16 protein-coding genes are annotated in these 18248 nt (G+C 73.2%); 9 read left to right on the top strand and 7 right to left on the bottom strand.

The annotated features are described in order from the left end of the window. Positions 1 to 5: 5 nt before the first annotated feature. Complete coding sequence (locus IE94_RS0104555) at positions 6 to 1511, bottom strand: bifunctional phosphatase PAP2/diacylglycerol kinase family protein (RefSeq protein WP_030178433.1); 1506 nt, start codon at positions 1509 to 1511, stop codon at positions 6 to 8. 134 nt (positions 1512 to 1645) lie between these two features. On the opposite strand from IE94_RS0104555, the gene IE94_RS0104550 reads away from it, so the two are divergent. Beyond that, a complete protein-coding gene (locus tag IE94_RS0104550; RefSeq protein WP_030178430.1) occupies positions 1646 to 3265 on the top strand; it encodes an ABC-F family ATP-binding cassette domain-containing protein in 1620 nt (539 codons plus the stop codon). Between the two features lie 38 nt (positions 3266 to 3303). Here IE94_RS0104550 and IE94_RS0104545 read toward each other — a convergent pair whose 3' ends face one another. After that, complete coding sequence (locus IE94_RS0104545) at positions 3304 to 4425, bottom strand: baeRF2 domain-containing protein (RefSeq protein WP_030178428.1); 1122 nt, start codon at positions 4423 to 4425, stop codon at positions 3304 to 3306. Positions 4426 to 4487: 62 nt separating this feature from the next. Here IE94_RS0104545 and IE94_RS0104540 point away from each other — a divergent pair, with 62 nt between their 5' ends. After that, entirely contained in the window at positions 4488 to 4766 is a 279-nt protein-coding gene (locus IE94_RS0104540) for a DUF6158 family protein (RefSeq protein ID WP_030178425.1), read from the top strand. Between the two features lie 98 nt (positions 4767 to 4864). Here IE94_RS0104540 and IE94_RS0104535 read toward each other — a convergent pair whose 3' ends face one another. Continuing rightward, positions 4865 to 5407: a type 1 glutamine amidotransferase domain-containing protein gene (locus IE94_RS0104535; protein ID WP_030178422.1), complete on the bottom strand. Its 543-nt coding sequence runs from the start codon at positions 5405 to 5407 to the stop codon at positions 4865 to 4867. 24 nt (positions 5408 to 5431) lie between these two features. Further along, entirely contained in the window at positions 5432 to 5830 is a 399-nt protein-coding gene (locus IE94_RS0104530; RefSeq protein ID WP_030178419.1) for a DUF2795 domain-containing protein, read from the bottom strand. Between the two features lie 210 nt (positions 5831 to 6040). Between IE94_RS0104530 and IE94_RS0104525 the strand changes: the two genes are divergently transcribed. The 7 genes from IE94_RS0104525 (at position 6041) to IE94_RS0104495 (ending at position 14129) form a co-directional block, all read left to right on the top strand. Beyond that, positions 6041 to 8431, top strand: a complete 2391-nt coding sequence (locus tag IE94_RS0104525) for an ATP-binding cassette domain-containing protein (protein WP_030178416.1) — start codon at positions 6041 to 6043, stop codon at positions 8429 to 8431. Between the two features lie 66 nt (positions 8432 to 8497). After that, complete coding sequence (locus IE94_RS0104520) at positions 8498 to 8980, top strand: helix-turn-helix transcriptional regulator (protein WP_030178413.1); 483 nt, start codon at positions 8498 to 8500, stop codon at positions 8978 to 8980. Between the two features lie 5 nt (positions 8981 to 8985). After that, on the top strand, positions 8986 to 9402 hold the full coding sequence (locus IE94_RS0104515; protein WP_030178410.1) for a VOC family protein: 417 nt from the start codon (positions 8986 to 8988) through the stop codon (positions 9400 to 9402). Positions 9403 to 9686: 284 nt separating this feature from the next. After that, positions 9687 to 10481, top strand: a complete 795-nt coding sequence (locus tag IE94_RS0104510) for an RNA polymerase sigma factor SigF (protein ID WP_030178408.1) — start codon at positions 9687 to 9689, stop codon at positions 10479 to 10481. A 139-nt stretch (positions 10482 to 10620) separates the two neighbouring features. After that, positions 10621 to 11628: a prolipoprotein diacylglyceryl transferase gene (locus IE94_RS0104505; protein ID WP_037921755.1), complete on the top strand. Its 1008-nt coding sequence runs from the start codon at positions 10621 to 10623 to the stop codon at positions 11626 to 11628. Positions 11629 to 11784: 156 nt separating this feature from the next. Continuing rightward, positions 11785 to 13098: an aminotransferase class I/II-fold pyridoxal phosphate-dependent enzyme gene (locus IE94_RS0104500; protein ID WP_245235177.1), complete on the top strand. Its 1314-nt coding sequence runs from the start codon at positions 11785 to 11787 to the stop codon at positions 13096 to 13098. Continuing rightward, the gene (locus IE94_RS0104495) at positions 13095 to 14129 is read left to right on the top strand and encodes an MBL fold metallo-hydrolase (protein ID WP_030178402.1); all 1035 of its coding nucleotides are present in this window, start codon (positions 13095 to 13097) and stop codon (positions 14127 to 14129) included. Before IE94_RS0104500 ends, IE94_RS0104495 begins: the two co-directional genes overlap by 4 nt. Before the next feature lie 1090 nt (positions 14130 to 15219). Here the strand turns inward: IE94_RS0104495 and IE94_RS0104490 are convergent. From IE94_RS0104490 to IE94_RS0104480, 3 genes are read right to left on the bottom strand one after another with little or no spacing between them, the layout of a single operon-like run. Beyond that, on the bottom strand, positions 15220 to 16527 hold the full coding sequence (locus tag IE94_RS0104490) for a tyrosine-type recombinase/integrase (RefSeq protein ID WP_030178401.1): 1308 nt from the start codon (positions 16525 to 16527) through the stop codon (positions 15220 to 15222). Further along, positions 16527 to 16751, bottom strand: coding sequence for a helix-turn-helix domain-containing protein (locus tag IE94_RS0104485; RefSeq protein WP_030178399.1), 225 nt, complete (start codon positions 16749 to 16751; stop codon positions 16527 to 16529). Before IE94_RS0104485 ends, IE94_RS0104490 begins: the two co-directional genes overlap by 1 nt. After that, on the bottom strand, positions 16748 to 18196 hold the full coding sequence (locus tag IE94_RS0104480) for a replication initiator (protein WP_030178397.1): 1449 nt from the start codon (positions 18194 to 18196) through the stop codon (positions 16748 to 16750). Before IE94_RS0104480 ends, IE94_RS0104485 begins: the two co-directional genes overlap by 4 nt. Between the last annotated feature and the right edge of the window lie 52 nt (positions 18197 to 18248).

Below are 18248 nucleotides of genomic sequence, written 5' to 3'. Positions count from 1 at the left end.
CCCCGTCAGGACAGTAGACCGCCCCCGGGCAGCGGTCGGTACACCGTGAGCGCCTCGGGCAGCTTCTCCAGCGTCAGGTCGCCCTCCGTCTCGGTGAGCTCACCGTCGTACGCCATCAGCGTGCCGGGCGCGACGCCCGACAGGCGCAGCCGGGGCACCTGCATCGCCGCGTGGGCGGGCGAGCGGGTCAGCGGTCCCGCGAGGGCCGCGGACAGCAGCCGCAGGGCAGGCCGACGCCCCCCGTGCACCACCCGTACGTCCAACTGCCCGTCCGCCAGGTCGAGCCGGCGCCCCGAGGCGAGCCCCCGGCGGTGGTAGGTGCCGTTGCCCGCGAACAGCATCCACAGCGGACGCCTGCGACCGCGCACCTCGGCCTCCAGCGGGTGCCGGTCGGCGCGCAGCACCCGCACCGCCGCGAGCACCCCGGCCGGCCAGCCGCCGATCCGGGGCGACCAGCGCTCCCGCTCGTTGACCAGCTCCGGGTAGACGCCGAGGCTGAAGGTGTTCAGGAAGACCCCGCGCCGCCCGCCCGAGGCGAACCGGCCGACGTCCACCCGCACCCCCTCGCCCCGCTCCAGCGCCCCGCACAGATCCCGGACGTCCTCCACGCCCAGGTCGTAGGCGAAGTGGTTGAGGGTGCCGCCCGGCAGCACCGCGAGCGGCAGCCCGTGGCGGAGCGCGACCTCGGCCGCGGCGTTCACGGTGCCGTCGCCGCCGCACACGCCGAGCACCCGGGCGTGACCGGCCGCCTTCTCCAGCTCCGCCCGCACGTCCGCCGGTTCGCACTCCACCACCTCCGCGTCGGGCAGCGCGTCGCACAGCGCCCGCACCCGGTCCGAGGTGCCCGAGCCGATGTTGGCGACCATGACCAGCCCCTCGCCGCCGGGCAGCGCGGGCACCTCGGCACGCGGCCGGGCGGGCGGGATGTGCTGGGCGCGGGTCGGCACCAGGCCCCGTACGGCGAACGCGGCACCCGCCCCGAGGGCGGCACCGGCCAGCACGTCGCTCGGGAAGTGGACACCGGTGTAGACCCGGGACAGGGCGACCGCGGCGGCCACCGGAGCCACCGCCGCACCCCACGCCGGGGACTCCAGCGCCACACCGGTCGCGAAGGCGGCGGCCGAGGCCGCGTGTCCCGACGGGAAGGACGTCGTGATCGGCTGCCGCTTCAGCTGCCGCACCAGCGGCACCGGGTCCAGCACCGGGCGGGGCCGGCGCACCGAGCGCTTGCCGAGGGTGTTGATCGTCAGCGAGGCCAGACCCAGCGAGGCGATCCCCCGGGCCGCCGCGCGACGTGCCCTCGGGGTGCGCGACGCGGCCAGGGCGGCGGCCGCGGCGAACCACAGCACCCCGTGGTTGGCGCCGCGGCTCAACCGGGGCAGCAAGGGGTCGGCACCCGGCCAGGTACGGGCGGCGACGGCCTCGAACGCCCGCTGATCCAGCCGCAGAAGAGAAGTGCGGAAGGGGTGCGGGCCGGGCGTGGCGGCGGTGAGGTCTACGTCGGGACTCATGGGTCCCGCCTACCCTGCGGACGGCGTTTCCTGCCGGTGCCCCGCCGGTGGCGCCGGTCACGTGCCCGGGGCGCGGGCGCGGCGGACGAAAAGGGTTTGCCCCGAAGGCGGCCGGAGCCGCAGAATCCGGTCCCATGGGTCACCTCGAAGCCGCGCACCTGGAGTACTACCTCCCCGACGGGAGGGCGCTCCTCGGTGACGTCTCCTTCCGCGTGGGGGAGGGGGCCGTCGTGGCCCTCGTCGGACCCAACGGCGCGGGCAAGACCACCCTGCTGCGTCTCCTCGCCGGCGAGCTGAAACCGCACGGCGGCTCCGTCACCGTCACCGGGGGACTCGGCGTCATGCGCCAGTTCGTCGGCTCCGTACGGGACGAGACGACCGTGCGCGACCTGCTGGTGTCCGTGGCGCAGCCCAGGATCCACGAGGCCGCCCGCGCCGTCGACACCGCCGAGCACGCGATCATGACGGTGGACGACGAGGCCGCCCAGCTGACGTACGCGCAGGCCCTCGCCGACTGGGCCGAGGCGCGCGGGTACGAGGCGGAGACCCTGTGGGACATCTGCACCACCGCCGCCCTCGGGGTGCCCTACGAGCAGGCCCAGTGGCGGCAGGTGCGCACGCTCTCCGGCGGTGAGCAGAAACGCCTCGTGCTGGAGGCGCTCCTTCGCGGCACCGACGAGGTGCTGCTGCTCGACGAGCCGGACAACTACCTCGACGTGCCCGGCAAGCGCTGGCTGGAGGAGCGGCTCGCCGAGACCCGCAAGACCGTGCTGTTCGTCTCCCACGACCGGGAGCTGCTCGCCCGCGCCGCACAGAAGATCGTCTCCGTCGAGCCCGGACCCGCGGGCGCCGACGCCTGGGTGCACGGCGACGGCTTCGACAGCTTCCACGAGGCCCGCAGGGAACGCTTCGCCCGCTTCGAGGAACTGCGCCGCCGCTGGGACGAGAAGCACGCGCAGCTCAAGAAGCTGGTCCTGTCGCTGCGCCAGGCGGCCGCGGTCAGCCACGAGATGGCGTCCCGCTACGCCGCGGCCCAGACCCGGCTGCGCAAGTTCGAGGAGGCCGGGCCGCCGCCCGAGCCGCCGCGCGAGCAGGACATCAGGATGCGCCTGAAGGGCGGCCGTACCGGCGTCCGCGCCGTCACCTGCGAGCAGCTGGAACTCACCGGCCTCATGAAGCCCTTCGACCTGGAGGTCTTCTACGGCGAGCGGGTCGCCGTCCTCGGCTCCAACGGCTCCGGGAAGTCGCACTTCCTGCGGCTGCTGGCCGGCGAGGACGTCGCGCACACCGGGATCTGGAAGCTCGGGGCGCGCGTGGTGCCCGGGCACTTCGCGCAGACCCACGCCCACCCCGAGCTGCTGGGCCGCACCCTCCTGGACATCCTGTGGACCGAGCACGCCCAGGACCGGGGCGCCGCCATGTCCCGGCTGCGCCGCTACGAGCTGACCCAGCAGGCCGAGCAGGCCTTCGACCGGCTCTCCGGCGGCCAGCAGGCCCGCTTCCAGATCCTGCTGCTGGAACTCCAGGGCGTCACCGCCCTGCTCCTCGACGAGCCCACCGACAACCTGGACCTGGAATCGGCCGAAGCCCTCCAGGAAGGCCTGGAGGGCTTCGAGGGCACGGTCCTCGCGGTCACCCACGACCGCTGGTTCGCCCGCGCCTTCGACCGGTACCTGGTCTTCGGCAGCGACGGGCGGGTGCGCGAGACGACGGAGCCGGTCTGGGACGAGCGCCGGGTGGAGCGGGCCCGGTAGGGCCCATCCGGCGGTTCAGGTCGCCGGGGCGCCGCGGGTCACCTCCAGCGCAGCAGCGCCCCCAGGCCGCCCACCGGCGCCTTCTCCGTGGTCTCCGGGGGCAGTACCGGCGTCACCGAGATCGCCGGGGCGCCGGTCATCACCGCCGAGCGCAGCAGGGCGTCGTCCGCCCGGGCCGACCAGGAGTTCTGCTCGCCCAGCGTCTTCAGCTCCGTACGGCGCACCGCCACCTGGTCGGCGTCCTCGCCGATCCACACCTCACGGTGCGTGTCGGGGGCGTCCGGGATGACCAGCAGCTCGTCGATGCGGTGCTCCCGGGCGGCCTCCACCAGCGCGGGCACGCCCTCCGCCGCGCCGGAGCGGCCCTTGTCGTCGGGCGACCTGGCGGCCAGGAAGCGGTCCAGGTCCTCCCGGGCCCGCGCCCGGACGTGGTCCTCGCGCAGCCCCTCCACCTCGTCGTCCAGCAGCCTGCTGCCGGCGCCGCGCGAGGCCTCGGCGACGCGCTCCTGCAGACGCGCGGGCAGCCGCTCGTGGACCGAGCGCCGCTCCCGGTCGTCGCCCACCAGGATCAGCAGGTCGGCGCCCGTCTCCTCCTGGCACACGGCGAGCGCGTCCGCGATCTCCGCCGCGTTGTGCTCCCAGGTGTTCTCCACCCGGAGCTGGAAGTGGCGCTCCGACCAGTCCGCGCTGCTCGTGCGGTGCACCGGCCACTGCCGACCGGTCACACCGCCCGCGTCCGAGCTGCCCAGCGCGGAGCGCAGCTCGAAGTCGGCGCCCTTGCGGTCGACGTACGCCACCACGCACACCGGGTCTTCCCCGGCCAGGTCGAGCAGCGGCGTGACGTGCGGCAGCGGGGCCCAGTCGGCGGTGGTGCCGCCGTACGGGGGCCGGGCCAGCGGCGGATCGAGGACCACCTGCCCGGCGCGCGCGAACAGGGCCCGCCCGTGCGGATCGGTGGCGTGCCGCAGCTCGTCCACCGCCTCCCGCACCGCCCGGCAGGTGGCGTCGTCCGCGCCCTGCTCCGCCAGCTCCCGGGCCACCGCGGCGGCCGTCAGCTCCCGCTCGTGCGCGGTGTCCTCCGTGTTGCGGGAGAGGTCGACGTAGACGGAGGCCCAGGGTCCCTGGTGTTCGTAGAGGGGGTGCAGAAACGCGAGATCCATGTGGCTGCCCTCCCGGGTGCCGCTCGGGGGTGGTAGTGCTCGGGGGCGGGTACCCGGGACGCATGAACGAACACGACACGCGGGACGACACCGTGACCGGAGTGGACCCGGGCCGCCTGGACGACCAGCAGCTGATGAAAGAACTGGAGACCATCCACCGCACGCGCCACGACACCCTGCTGTACGGGTCGAACGACGCGCTGCGGGCCCACAACGACCGCATGGCCCGGCTGGAGGGCGAGTGGCTGCGCCGCAATCCCCGCCGCCCGGTGGCCGCGGGCCGCACCCGTGAGGGCGCCCGGGAACGCGGCTGCGGCCAGAGTGCAGCTCCCGGTGGCTGAGCGCGACCCGCCCCCGGTGGCTGAGCGTGACGGCGGGCCACCCGCGACACCTCGCCGGTGGCCCGCCGTCACCCTCCGTCCGCTGCCGGTGGCCCGCCTCAGCCGGCCGCCTTCGCGAACTCCGCCAGATAGGTCGCGCAGAACGCCTTCAGGTCGTCCGGCTTGCGGCTGGTGATCAGGACGTTGTCGCCCGCGTCGCAGACCTTGACCTGTTCGTCGACCCAGGTGGCGCCCGCGTTGCGCAGGTCGGTTCGCAGACTGGGCCACGAGGTCAGGGTGCGGCCGCGGACGACGTCCGCCTCGACGAGCGTCCACGGCGCGTGGCAGATGGCGGCCACCGGCCGGCCCTGCTCGAAGAAGCCCTTGACGAACGCCACGGCCTTGTCGTCGGTCCGCAGGAAGTCCGGGTTGGCCACCCCGCCGGGCAGGACCAGACCGCCGAACGCGTCGGCGGAGGTGTCGCCCACCACCTCGTCCACGGGGAACGTGTCCGCCTTGTCGAGGTGGTTGAAGCCCTGGATCTCGCCGGACTGCGTGGAGACGAGCACCGGATCGTGCCCCGCCTCCTTCGCCGCCCGCCACGGCTCGGTCAGTTCCACCTGCTCCACGCCCTCGGGCGCGGTCAGAAATGCGATGCGCATGAAGTTCGGTTTCCCTTCCGGCGCCTACGCGCCCCGCGAGCCGGGCCGGCCGCTCTCGGTGAGGGCCACCGCCAGCTCCTGGACGTTGTCGTAGCGCGCCTTGTGCGGCAGTCGGTCCAGCCCCTCGACGAGGGCGTCCGGCGCGTTGCCGCGGCGCAGTGCACGGGTCAGTTCCCGCGGTCCCGCGGGGAAGCTGCCCCGGGTCAGGTTCCGGGCCAGCTCCAGCCGCAGGGCCTCCAGGTACGTCGGTCCGCGGCCCGGTGTCACCGGTCCGTACATGACGTCCGGATCGTCCTCGGCGGCCGGTTCCGGGTCGTTCCACTCCTCGCTGCGGGTGGGGTGCCCGGACCTGAGCAGACCCTGCAGTTCGTGCTTCATCTCGTCGTCGCGGTGGACGCTCATCCGGTCGCTGCCTCGCTGCATGTCTCCCTCCAGATCCTTAAGGGGGTGCCGACCGCGTACCCGGACACCGCGGGCCGACACGGATTCATCCGGACGGGTCCGCTCCGATTTCCGCGGCCCGGGGAGCGGATCAGTAATCGAGAAGCGCGGGCCGCCGGGCCCGCTCTAGCGTGTGACCACCGAGGCAGTGAGGGCGTCACCTTCACCGAGCCCCCGACGGATGGAGACACGATGAGCAGTGCCAAGAGGCCGGGCACGCGGGGACCCGGGTCGCACGTCGCCGACAGCCACGACCTGATCCGTGTGCACGGCGCCCGCGAGAACAACCTCAAGGACGTCAGCGTCGACCTCCCCAAGCGCCGGCTGACCGTGTTCACCGGCGTCTCCGGCTCGGGCAAGAGCTCGCTGGTGTTCGACACGATCGCCGCCGAGTCGCAGCGGCTGATCAACGAGACCTACAGCGCGTTCGTCCAGGGCTTCATGCCCACCCTCGCCCGCCCCGAGGTGGACGTCCTGGAGGGCCTCACGACCGCGATCATCGTGGACCAGCAGCGGATGGGCTCCGACCCCCGCTCCACCGTCGGCACCGCCACCGACGTCAACGCGATGCTGCGCATCCTCTTCAGCCGCCTCGGCGAGCCGCACATCGGCCCGCCCAGCGCGTACTCCTTCAACACCGCCTCGGTCCGGGCCAGCGGCGCGATCACCGTCGAGCGCGGCAACAAGAAGGCGGTGAAGGCGACCTTCCAGCGCACCGGCGGCATGTGCCCCCACTGCGAGGGCCGCGGCACCGTCTCCGACATCGACCTCACCCAGCTCTACGACGACTCCAAGTCGCTCACCGAGGGCGCCTTCACCATCCCCGGCTGGAAGTCGGACAGCCAGTGGACCGTGCAGGTCTACGCCCAGTCCGGCTTCGTCGACCCGGACAAGCCGATCCGCGACTACACCGACCGGGAGCTGCGGGACTTCCTGTACGGGGAGCCGGTCAAGGTGAAGGTCAACGGCGTCAACCTCACCTACGAGGGCCTCATCCCCAAGGTCCAGAAGTCCTTCCTGTCCAAGGACAAGGAGGCGATGCAGCCGCACATCAGGGCCTTCGTCGAGCGGGCGGTCACCTTCGCCACCTGCCCCGAGTGCGAGGGCACCCGGCTCAGCGAGGGCGCCCGCTCGTCGGTGATCGGCAAGATCAGCATCGCCGACGCCTGCGCGATGGAGATCCGGGACCTGGCCGCATGGGTCCGCGAACTCGACGAACCGTCGGTGGCACCGCTGCTCACGGCGCTGCGGGACACCCTCGACTCCTTCGTGGAGATCGGCCTCGGCTACCTCTCCCTCGACCGGCCGGCGGGCACCCTGTCCGGCGGCGAGGCCCAGCGCGTCAAGATGATCCGCCACCTCGGTTCCTCGCTCACCGACACCACGTACGTCTTCGACGAGCCCACCGTCGGCCTGCACCCCCACGACATCCAGCGCATGAACGACCTGCTGCTGCGGCTGCGGGACAAGGGCAACACGGTCCTGGTCGTCGAGCACAAGCCGGAGACGATCGCGATCGCCGACCACGTGGTCGACCTCGGCCCCGGCGCCGGCGCGGAGGGCGGCACCGTCTGCTTCGAGGGCACCGTGGCGCAGCTGCGGGGCGCCGACACCGTCACCGGCCGCCACCTCGACGACCGGGCCGCCCTCAAGGAGTCGGTCCGCAAGCCCACCGGAGCCCTGGAGATCCGCGACGCGCGGACGCACAACCTCCAGGGCGTCGACGTCGACGTCCCGCTCGGCGTGCTCTGCGTGGTCACCGGCGTGGCCGGCTCCGGCAAGAGCTCCCTGATCCACGGCTCGGTCCCGGCCGGGGCGGACGTCGTCTCCGTCGACCAGAGCCCCATCAAGGGCTCGCGGCGCAGCAACCCGGCCACGTACACCGGACTGCTCGACCCGATCCGCAAGGCCTTCGCCAAGGCCAACGGGGTGAAGCCGGCCCTGTTCAGCGCCAACTCCGAGGGCGCCTGCCCCACCTGCAACGGCGCCGGTGTCATCTACACCGACCTGGCGATGATGGCCGGCGTCGCCACCCCCTGCGAGGACTGCGAGGGCAAGCGGTTCCAGCCCGCCGTGCTGGAGTACCGCTTCGGCGGCCGGGACATCAGCGAGGTGCTCGCGATGTCGGTGGACCGGGCCGAGGAGTTCTTCGGCGCCGGTGAGGCGCGCACCCCCGCCGCGCACAGGATCCTCCAGCGGCTCTCCGACGTCGGGCTCGGCTACCTCACCCTCGGCCAGCCGCTCACCACCCTGTCCGGCGGCGAGCGGCAGCGGCTCAAGCTGGCCACCCACCTGGGCGAGAAGGGCGGCGTGTACGTCCTCGACGAGCCCACCACGGGACTGCACCTCGCCGACGTCGAACAACTGCTCGGACTGCTCGACCGCCTCGTCGACGCCGGCAAGTCGGTCATCGTGGTCGAGCACCACCAGGCCGTCATGGCGCACGCCGACTGGATCATCGACCTCGGCCCCGGCGCCGGTCACGACGGCGGCCGGATCGTCTTCGAGGGCACCCCCGCCGAGCTCGTCGCCGACCGCTCCACCCTCACCGGTGAGCACCTCGCCGCCTACGTCGGCGCCTGACGCCGGCGCGGCCCCCGGCGCCGGAGACGCTACCGGCGGTGTCCGGCGCTGTGGGATCGTGGTCGGGTGACCACGCTGGAGGACCTGGCCCGGCTGCGCCGGGCCCGTGACCTGATGGACCGCGAGTACGCCGAGCCGCTCGACGTGCCGGCGCTGGCCCGCGTCGCCCTCATGTCGGCGGGCCACTTCTCCCGCAGCTTCCGCGCCGCCTACGGGGAGACGCCGTACAGCTACCTGATGACCCGCCGCATCGAGCGCGCCATGGCGCTGCTGCGGCGCGGCGACCTGAGCGTCACCGAGGTGTGCTTCGCGGTCGGCTGTACCTCGCTGGGTTCGTTCAGCTCGCGGTTCACCGAACTGGTCGGCGAGAGCCCGAGCGCCTACCGGGACCGCGAGCACACCGACGGCGCCGCCGTCCCGGCCTGCGTCGCCAAGGTCTACACCCGGCCGGTCAGGAACGGAGAGCCGGTCAGGAACGGAGAGCCGGTCAGGAAGGGAGAGCCGGTCAGGAACGGAGAAGCGCCGCCCGCGCCGCCGCCCGTAGCGTGACGCGCATGGACATCAGCCTCTCGCAGTGCTTCATAGCCGTCGACGACCACGACACGGCGCTCGCCTTCTACCGGGACGTGCTCGGCATGGAGGTCCGCGGCGACGTCGGGTTCGAGGGAATGCGCTGGGTGACCGTCGGCTCCCCGGCCCAGCCCGGCGTGGACATCGTGCTCGAACCCCCGCTCGCCGACCCCAACGCGTCGGCCGCCGACCGGGAGGCGATGGCCGAACTCCTGGCCAAGGGGCACCTGCGCGGGGTCGTCCTCGCCACCGACGACGTCGACGCAGCCTTCGAGCACGTCCGCGCCGCGGGCGCCGAGGTCCTCCAGGAACCGGTCGACCAGCCCTACGGTGTCCGCGACTGCGCCTTCCGCGACCCGGCCGGCAACATGGTGCGCTTCAAGCAGCCGCGCGAACGCTGAGAATCCCGGTGTTTGCCCCGGGGGAGCGGGGGCAGGCGCAAGGTCAGTGCTTCGGACAGGAGGCACGTCCGTGGGAGCGGCGCCACGCCGCCACGGATGCGTCCGTGCCGGCCCGGACGCCCTCCCGCGGTGACCGCCCGACCAAGGGCCGTGTCGTCGTACGGCTCCGCCCGCCCCGCGAGCCGGAGGTCCCCCGCCCCCGGCCGCCCGGAGCGGGCCGCGCCGACCGGACGCCCGTCCGGTGCGACGACGGACCCCGCACTCCGAGGGAGTTGCGACGCACCATGCCGATCCACGCCAGTGCGAAGCACCCGCACGACGACGCCCCCGACACCGCCGACGCCTTCCGCCGGCTCGCCACCCTTCCCGACGGTCCCGAACACGACGCGCTCCGCGACCGGATCGTCGAGGCCTGGCTGCCCATGGCCGAACGCCTGGCGGGACGGTTCCGCAGCCGCGGCGAGAGCTACGAGGACCTGCGTCAGGTGGCGGCCCTCGGTCTCGTCAAGGCCGTGGACCGCTACGACCCCGAGCGCGGCAACGCCTTCGAGAGCTACGCCGTGCCGACCATCACCGGCGAGATCAAGCGCCACTTCCGCGACCACATGTGGACCCTGCACGTGCCGCGCCGGGTCCAGGAACTGCGCAACCGCGTGCGCTTCGCGGGCCAGGACCTGTCCCAGACCACCCCGGGCCGCAGGCCCACCGTCGCCGAGATCGCCGAGCGTGCCGAACTGAGCGAGGAGGACGTCCGGACCGGCCTGGAGGCCCTGGAGAGCTTCACGGCCCTGTCCCTGGACGCCGAACTCCCCGGCAGCGAGGACGGCTACTCGCTGGGCGACGCGCTCGGCGCCCCCGATCCGGCCCTCGACACGGTCGTCGACCGCGAGGCCGTCAGGGACCGGCTGGCCGCCCTGCCCCCGCGCGAGCGCGCCATCCTCTACATGCGCTTCTTCGACGACATGACCCAGAGCCGCATCGCCGAACAGCTCGGCATCTCCCAGATGCACGTCTCCCGCCTGATCACCCGCTGCTGCGACCGGGTGCGGGAGCAGGTGCTGCGGGATCCGGGAGCGTGAAACCCCGGGCTCACCCGCCCGGACGCTCCGATCGCGCGAACGGAGCACGGTGACGGGCGTCCCCGGGCCGGGCGGGCTGTGATGGCCGAGGGGCGCGAGTGCAGTGCCCCGCAAGCCGTCGCTCGAAGGAGCCCGTCCCATGCGCAGCACCGCCCGCGCCCTGTCCGTCGCCGTGCTGGCCAGTGCCGCCCTCGGTCTCTCCGCGGGAATCGGCGCGGCCGACCCGGCTGTCCCGCCGCCACCCGCCGAGGCGGGGGAGCCCCCCGCCCCGCCGTCCGCCGACGACCCGGCGGCCGTGTCCCCGCCGTCCGCCGGGCAGCCCGCCGCACGGGTCAGCCCGGCGGACGCCGCCCCCGGCGACACCGTCACCGTCTCGGTCTCGTGCGGCCCGACCGGCGGGACCGCGCCCGCGAGCCTCGACGCCACCTCCGCGGCCTTCGAGGAGGGCACCGTCGAGTTGCGCAAGGTGACGGACGACGGGGGTACGGCGTCCGGGCCCGCCTACCGGGGCACCGCGCGTATAGCGACCGCCGAGGACTTCGCGGCCGAACGGAGCACGGGGAGCACGGGGAGCACGGAGGACCCGACGGGCACGGAGGGTGCGGCGGACACCGAGGGCTCGGCGGGGACCGAGGGCTCGGCGGAGACCGGCTCGGGGGACACCGGCTCGGCGGGGACGGAGGACTGGGCGGAGACGGAGGGCGCCGCCGGGACCGGCGAGGACTGGACCGTCGACGGCGCCTGCCCGGACGCCTCGGGCGGCGAGGGCGGCGACCCCTGGAGCGCGACCATGAGCGTGCCGGAGGAGAGCGGTGCCGGTGCCGTCCCGGGCGCCACCCAGCCGGCGTGCCGGGAAACCGCCGCCCCGCACGCGGGGACCTCCGCGCACGGCACGCCCTGCGCCCCCACCACCAAGCCCACCAAGCCCGCCTGCCCCGACGCCGGCGCCCCGCGCGGTGAATCCGCCGCGCAGGGCACTTCCTGCGGTGGTGCGACGGCGGAGCACGGGGTACGGGCCGGTACCGGCGGGACCTTCGGCGACTCGGTGCCCGCCCTGGTCGCCGGTGGCGTCCTGATCGCGGGCGCGTGCGGTGCGGCCGCGCACCGGCTGCGGCTGCGGCTGCGCGGGGAGGACCGCGAGCGCTGACCCCGCGCGGGCTCCGGGTCCGGCTGTGACGTGCGCAACCGGAGCCCGGAGCCATGGCGGGGCGGCACGGTGGGTACTGGGATCAACGAGCGGCGAGCGGACACGAACGGCACGGACAGGGCACGGACACGCGGCACGGACCGCGCGGAGGTACGCATGCGGCGCACGGACCCCGAGGGCCCGGCCACGGGCATCGCAGGCCCCGGCCCCGGCGGCCGTACCGGTGCCGGGGGCGGACCCGTGGGGCACGGTCCCGTCCGCTACGGCCCACACTTCCCCGACGACGGGCTGCCGGTGCTGCCCGAGCTGTCCGCCGTACTCGCCGCCGCCGCGGGCCGCTCACTCGGGGAACCGGCCGGCGGAGCCCCCGCCCTGCTGGAGGCCGCGAGCCGTTACTGGGACCGGCGCGGCCTGACCACCGCACCCGCCCACCTGGCCGCCGCCCCCGGCGCGGGCGCCCTCCTGCTCGCGCTGACCGCCGCGCTGGACGGCGACGTGCTGGTGCCCCGTCCCTGCGCCGCCTGGTGGGCACCGTACGCACGGCTGCTGGGCAGACCCGTCTTCCACGTCCCGACGCCGGCCGAGTCCGGCGGCGTACCCGACCCGTACGCCCTGCTGGAGACCGTCCGCCGGGTCCGTGCCGAGGGCGGCTACCCCCGCCTGCTCGTGCTGTCCGTCGCCGACGACCCGACCGGCACCGTCGCGCCGCCCGAGCTGCTGCACGAGACCGTGGAGGCCGCCGCGTCCGAGGGGCTGCACCTGGTCAGCGACGAGACCTGGCGCGACACCCTGCACGATCCGCACGCCACCGTGCTCCTCAGTCCCGCCGAGATGCTGCCCGAGCGGGTCACCGTCGTCACCGACCTGGCGGGCGCGCTGCTGCCGCCCGCCTGGCCGGCCGCCGTCGCCCGCTTCCCCGCCTCCGCCGCCGGGAACGGCCTGCACGCGCGCGTGCTCGACGTCCTCACCGCGCTCGGCGCCCGCGTCGCGGCCCCCGTCGCCGCCGCGGCCGGGTACGCGCTCGGCGAACCCGAGCCGGTCACCGCCCGCCGGGCCGCCGCTGTGCGTCTGCACGCGCGCGTGGCCGCCGCCGTGCACGCCACCGTCGTCGCCGCCGGGGCCACCGCCCGGCCCCCGCAGGCCGGCCGCCACCTGTACGCCGACCTCGGCCCGCTGCGCGACGCGCTCGGTGCCGAGGGCGTCGGCGACGCCCAGGAGCTGGAGGACTTCCTCAGCGCCCGGCTCGGCATGCCGGCCCCCGGCGGCCACCGCTTCGGGGACGAACTGCCCGCCCTGCGCGTCCGGCTCGCCACCGGGCCCCTGCTCGACGCGGGCACCGACGAGCGGCGGGCGCACTGCCTCACCTCCTCGGACCCGTTGGAACTGCCACACGTGCAACGCGCGTTGACCCATCTGAAGTCGGTCTTCGGCGGTCTCCGCGACGCTCAGCGATGGGAGTCACCTCGATGACGCAGCAGCCCCGGTCGACCACGAGCAGCTCCGCCGCCGCCGAGGACACCGCCGCCGCGCACCCGCCGCTCGCCGCACCCCGGCCGCCGGCCGAACGCAGGGTGTGGCCGCGTACCTTCCACGACCGGCTGACCGCGCCGCTGCCCGGTCTGAAGGCCTTCGCCCGCTTCGCCCGCGAGGGCGCGGTCAGACCCGGCCCAGCCGGACTCGTCGACATCCCCCGGCTGCCCTGCGCCCCTGGTCCGCTGCCCCGCGTGGACGCGCGCACCGTCGCCGTCACCTGGGCCGGACACGCCAGCTGGGTGGTGCGGATCGGTGGCCTGACCGTGCTCACCGACCCGGTCTGGTCCCGCCGGATCCTCGGCACCCCGCCCCGGGTCACCCCCGTCGGCGTCGCCTGGAGCGCCCTGCCCCGCGTCGACGCCGTCGTCATCAGCCACAACCACTACGACCACCTGGACGCGCCCACCCTGCGCAGGCTCCCGCGCGACACCCCCGTCCTCGTGCCCGCCGGTCTCGGCCGCTGGTTCCACCGCCGCCGCTTCACCCGGGTCACCGAGCTGGACTGGTGGGAGGCGACCGAGCTGGGCGGGGTCCGGTTCGACTTCGTCCCGGCCCACCACTGGTCCAAGCGCACCCTCACCGACACCTGCCGCACCCTGTGGGGCGGCTGGGTCCTCACCGACCCCGACGGCCGGCGCGTCTACTTCGCCGGCGACACGGGATACGGCCACTGGTTCACCCGCATCGGCCGCCGCTACCCCGGCATCGACCTCGCCCTGCTCCCCATCGGCGCCTACGACCCCCGCTGGTGGCTCAGCGACGTGCACTGCGACCCGGAGGAGGCGGTACGGGCCGCCCAGGACGTCGGCGCGCGCCACATGGCGCCGATGCACTGGGGCACGTTCGTCCTGTCCGCGGAACCCGTACTGGAACCCCTCACCCGCGTACGCGCCGCCTGGCAGCGGGCGGGCCTGCCCCGCGAACGCCTGTGGGACCTGCCGGTCGGCGGCTCCCGGGTACTGGAGTGACGCGGCGCCCGCCGAGCACGCCCCGACCGGGCCCAGCGGCTGCCCCGACCAGCGCCACGCGTCGGTCGCCCGCCCCGCCCGGGACTCCGCCCCGCCGCCGACCCGCGGGGCGCACACCCGCGCGAGCCGCACGCTTGGGGAAAGGCCACTCGGCCGCACCCCGCACGACACGTACTATGTACTTGCTGGTCAGACGCCGGTCCTCGTTCACAATTCAGGACCGAACTGCGGGGTTCCGCTTGGAGGTAAGAATGGCGACCACCTTGGCGGAGAAGACTTCCACGGTAGCGAGTATTCCTTGGATGAGATCACCGAGTTCGTGAATGGGCATACGGGTGATGGAAATCCGGCAATGGGTAGGCCTTCGGCGGCGGAGGTTGAGACAACGTTGAGGCAAGCTGGGCCGCGTCAGCTTGAAGGGCAGAATTCATCCCGATTTGACTATGACGGGGTTCGCGTCATCGTTAACTGGGATATGCCGTGGAAATCGACAGCCTACTATCCGGGACGGTGATGTCATGTCAGAAATTCAAGCCCGAGAGTGGCTTGGTCGCCACCTGGGAGTCGTCGAGGCGGACCAACTTGAGCGGACTGTGGTCAGCGTGGCCCCTACACGCTCGTTGGGCCTGGTCACGTTGCTGCTTGGTTGGTATGAGCACGTGGCGCGGATGGAGAGAGAGCTTGAGCTTCCCGATTCTGACAGGTCTGTCTGGGGTGCGCATGACTTGATCGCAGCCGACTCCCTTCGAGATTTCATCGCCAGGGGTTTGGAGTTGGTTTCCGAGAAAGAGTCGAGCAATTTTATTGCCGCTCTCGGTGAGGTAGATTCGAGATTTCTCTCGTATACGGAAGTCGACGAACTGGGCGCCCTCCTTCGGCTGGCTAGTGATGAGCCTAAAGCGCGTGGATGGTGGTGGGTTCGTATTCCGCGCTCTGGTCCCATCCGGAGAGAGCTAGACCGATTTTCTGCGTCGCTCTAGAAAACAAGTACGGTTGCCTATGGGTGACCAGGAATTGCCAGAGTGCCCCACCAGCGACTGTTCCTGGTGGGGCACTCTGGTGGGCTTGACGGCAGTAGTTGACGGCAACGTCAGCGGACGGTGGACCTGGCGAGGGGTGGTTCGTCGCCGTCGTCGGGCTTGCTGGTGTTCTCTGTGGGGCTGCGGAGGGCGTGGCCGAGGAGGTCGATGGCGTCGCGCTGGAGGCGGAGCCGGACGTGGGCGTACACGGCGGCGGTGACGCCGATGTGGGCGTGCCCCAGCAGCTCCTTGATCACGACGAGTTCGACGCCCTGTTCCAGGAGGAGGGTCGCGGCCGAGTGCCGCAGATCATGGAAACGAATGCGGCGGAGCCTGGCCCGGTGGAGCAGGTTGTTGAAGTGGCGGGTGAGGGTGGCTCCTTCGATTGGGGAGCCGTCGGGCCGGGTGAAGACGTAGCCGCTTGCCTTCCAGCCCGTCCCCGCCGCTTCGCGTTCGTGACGCTGCCGGTCGCGGTGCTGTTCGAGGGAGCGCAGGCACGCGGTGGGCAGTGCGATCCGTCGCTCCGAGTTCTGGGTCTTCGTCGGGAGGGCGGTCAGGCCGCTGGAGTTGGTGCGCTGGAGGGTGCGTCGGATGCTGGCGGTTCCGCCGGCCAGGTCGAGGTCTTCCCAGCGCAGGCCGAGGAGTTCGCCCTTGCGGAGGCCGGTGTGGAGAGCGAGTTCGAACAGGGCGTGCAGCCGGTGTCCGCGCGCGGCGGCAAGGAACTGGCGCGCTTCGTCGGCGGTGAGGGGTTCGAAGCGGCGGGGCCGAGGCGTGCCGATGCGGACGTTCCGGGCGACGTTGCGCGGGATCTCCTCCTCGCGTACCGCGTGCTCCAGGGCCGACTTGAGCACGGAGTGCACGTAGGCCAGGGTCAGGGGCGAGAGCCGCCTTGCGCAGCACTTCCCGGCAGCGCAGCAAAGGGGCTGTTCACGGGCCGCGTCGAGGCCGCGGGTGCAGCACTGACAGGTGGTGCGGAGCTGGTTGAGCCAGGTGCGGACGTCCTTGGCGGTGAGCTTGGCGAGCTTCTTCCGTCCGAGGCCGGGGATGAGGTAGAGGCGGGTGACGGCGGTGTAGCGGGTGTGGGTGTTTTCGCGGAGCTGGTGGACGGCGACAGCGTCAAGCCAGTACGCCAGGTACGCGGCCAGGCTGCCCTGAGCGGACGGGACGGGGAGGCCGCGGTTGCTGGCGGCGATCTTCTCCGTGAGCTTCGCCAGGGCCTCCTTCCTGGTGGTGCCGTAGACGCGGATGCGCTTGCGGGTGTTGCCGGGCGCGAGGACGTATCCAGCGGCTTCCCAGCGGCTGTCCTTGCGCTGGTAGACGGTCCCGTCGCCGTTGGCGCGGACGCGGCGGGAGGCGGGGGTGTCGCGGGGGGTGGTCATCAAGCGGCGTCCTGTTCGAGTCGGGTGTGGATGAAGTCGGTGAGGGCGTGGGTGGGGATGCGGCGGGCGCGCCCGAGAGTGATCGAGGCGAGTTGCCCGGAGCGCAGCAGGTCGTAGACAGCGGAGCGGCCGAGCTGGAGACGGGCCATTACCTGGGGCACTGTGAGCAGATCCAGCACCGGGACCGCTTCTGGGTGGAGGGCGGCGGGCGGGGGCGAGGTCACGAGCAGCCGCCTTCCGCGATGAACTGCCGTTCCTGTTCCTTGCGGTGCCAGACGTCGGCGGCGAGGAGGCTCGCGCCGGGGCTGTAGCCCGAGCCGAGGTAGTCCCAGTGGCCGACGACGAGCGTGGTCGTCGGACCCGGTTCGGGCAGGCCGGCGTGGGCGCGGACCTGTTCGGTGCGCCAGGCGCGGCGAGCGTCGCGCAGCGCGCCCAGGGTGGTCGAGTAGCTGCGGGACTTGGTGGAGAAGTGGCCCCGGAAGCCGAGCATGTGCGCCCACTTCCAGAGCTTCAGGTGGTTGAACTCCGGCAGGCGGCCCAGCTCCCAGCACGTGCGGATCATCTGCCGCATGTGCCGGGCGACGGCGAGCCGAGGCAGCGGCCGTGCCTGTCCGGTGCCGTCGCAGGCGGTGCAGGGGAGCGGGGTTCCGTGGGGTAGGAGGGTGGCGCCGCGTCCCTGGCAGGGGCGGCAGAACAGTGCGCGGTCGAGGGTGCCGGAGGCGTCGGCGGACTTGGTGGCGTACTTCGCCACGTAGGCGGCCACGGCCTGATCGGTGAATTCGGCGTTGGTGCCGAAGGCGGAGATCTCACGTACGTCGAGCTGTTCGCCCCAGCCAAGTTCGCGTTCCCCGACCGCGTCCGACTCGGCCCTGACGCGGACCCGCGCGGCGGCGGCGCGGACGGCGTCGGTGAGCACGGCGATGGTGGCGTACGGCGGCGGGGGCTGGCTGGTGCCGTCCGAGCCGTCGAGGCGGATGACGGCGTGGAAGTGGACCAGGCCGCGCTGCTGGTACTCGGCGACCTTGGCGAAGGAGAGGCGCAGGACCGCGCGGGCGGCTTTCTGGGTCATGCCGAGCCGGGCGGCGAGCTCGCGGCGCAGGTAGGTGGTGAAGCGTGCCCACAAGGCGGAGGCGTGGGCGTTGAACAGGACCGCGCCCGCGTAGTCGTACGTCGCCGGGTTCAGCGGCGTGCCCAGCAGGGCGTCCGTCGGTTCGTGGAGCTTACGGCAGCGGCAGGGCCGGACATCGCCGCCTGGTGTGGTGGGGCGGTTGTGGACGGGGCTGAAGGGCGGCGGGGTGAGAGTGACGAAGACGCGAGGGTGGGTGCGGACTGTGTCGGGGACAGTCTTGCCGCCGGAGAGGCCGGCGCGGATGAGGTGGTAGGTGTCGGCGGCGTAGAGGCGAGAGCAGGCCGGGCAGCGCGAGGAGCGACGGTTGCCGCACGCGGTGAGCAGGCTCCCCGTCGGTTCTTCCGTCGTGGAGTAGGAACGTAGGACCTCGCCGGTCGTCGTGTCGACGGTGGCGGTGCGGCCGGTCAGGCGGACGGGTTCGGTGCAGCCGCCGAGGTGCTCGATCTGCTGCTGTGCGCGGTCGAAGTCGGGGTGGTTGACGAGGTGGAGGAGGTCCCGCACGGCGGGGCTTGCCACGTGGCGCAGGTCCAGGGTGACCATTCGGGGCGTGTCCCTTCTGTCGGGTGGGTGGTCCCGAGCAGCAACCAGCCGG

Source organism: Streptomyces violaceorubidus, from assembly GCF_000717995.1.
Taxonomy (GTDB): Bacteria; Actinomycetota; Actinomycetes; order Streptomycetales; family Streptomycetaceae; genus Streptomyces; species Streptomyces violaceorubidus.
This window is presented reverse-complemented; position numbering and strand designations above follow the sequence as displayed.

Coding starts and splice junctions, on each gene's coding strand:
- IE94_RS0104555 (WP_030178433.1), bottom strand. CDS start 1,511: ATGAGTCCCGACGTAGACCTCACCGCCGCCACGCCCGGCCCGCACCCC.
- IE94_RS0104550 (WP_030178430.1), top strand. CDS start 1,646: ATGGGTCACCTCGAAGCCGCGCACCTGGAGTACTACCTCCCCGACGGG.
- IE94_RS0104545 (WP_030178428.1), bottom strand. CDS start 4,425: ATGGATCTCGCGTTTCTGCACCCCCTCTACGAACACCAGGGACCCTGG.
- IE94_RS0104540 (WP_030178425.1), top strand. CDS start 4,488: ATGAACGAACACGACACGCGGGACGACACCGTGACCGGAGTGGACCCG.
- IE94_RS0104535 (WP_030178422.1), bottom strand. CDS start 5,407: ATGCGCATCGCATTTCTGACCGCGCCCGAGGGCGTGGAGCAGGTGGAA.
- IE94_RS0104530 (WP_030178419.1), bottom strand. CDS start 5,830: ATGCAGCGAGGCAGCGACCGGATGAGCGTCCACCGCGACGACGAGATG.
- IE94_RS0104525 (WP_030178416.1), top strand. CDS start 6,041: ATGAGCAGTGCCAAGAGGCCGGGCACGCGGGGACCCGGGTCGCACGTC.
- IE94_RS0104515 (WP_030178410.1), top strand. CDS start 8,986: ATGGACATCAGCCTCTCGCAGTGCTTCATAGCCGTCGACGACCACGAC.
- IE94_RS0104510 (WP_030178408.1), top strand. CDS start 9,687: ATGCCGATCCACGCCAGTGCGAAGCACCCGCACGACGACGCCCCCGAC.
- IE94_RS0104505 (WP_037921755.1), top strand. CDS start 10,621: ATGCGCAGCACCGCCCGCGCCCTGTCCGTCGCCGTGCTGGCCAGTGCC.
- IE94_RS0104500 (WP_245235177.1), top strand. CDS start 11,785: ATGCGGCGCACGGACCCCGAGGGCCCGGCCACGGGCATCGCAGGCCCC.
- IE94_RS0104495 (WP_030178402.1), top strand. CDS start 13,095: ATGACGCAGCAGCCCCGGTCGACCACGAGCAGCTCCGCCGCCGCCGAG.
- IE94_RS0104490 (WP_030178401.1), bottom strand. CDS start 16,527: ATGACCACCCCCCGCGACACCCCCGCCTCCCGCCGCGTCCGCGCCAAC.
- IE94_RS0104480 (WP_030178397.1), bottom strand. CDS start 18,196: ATGGTCACCCTGGACCTGCGCCACGTGGCAAGCCCCGCCGTGCGGGAC.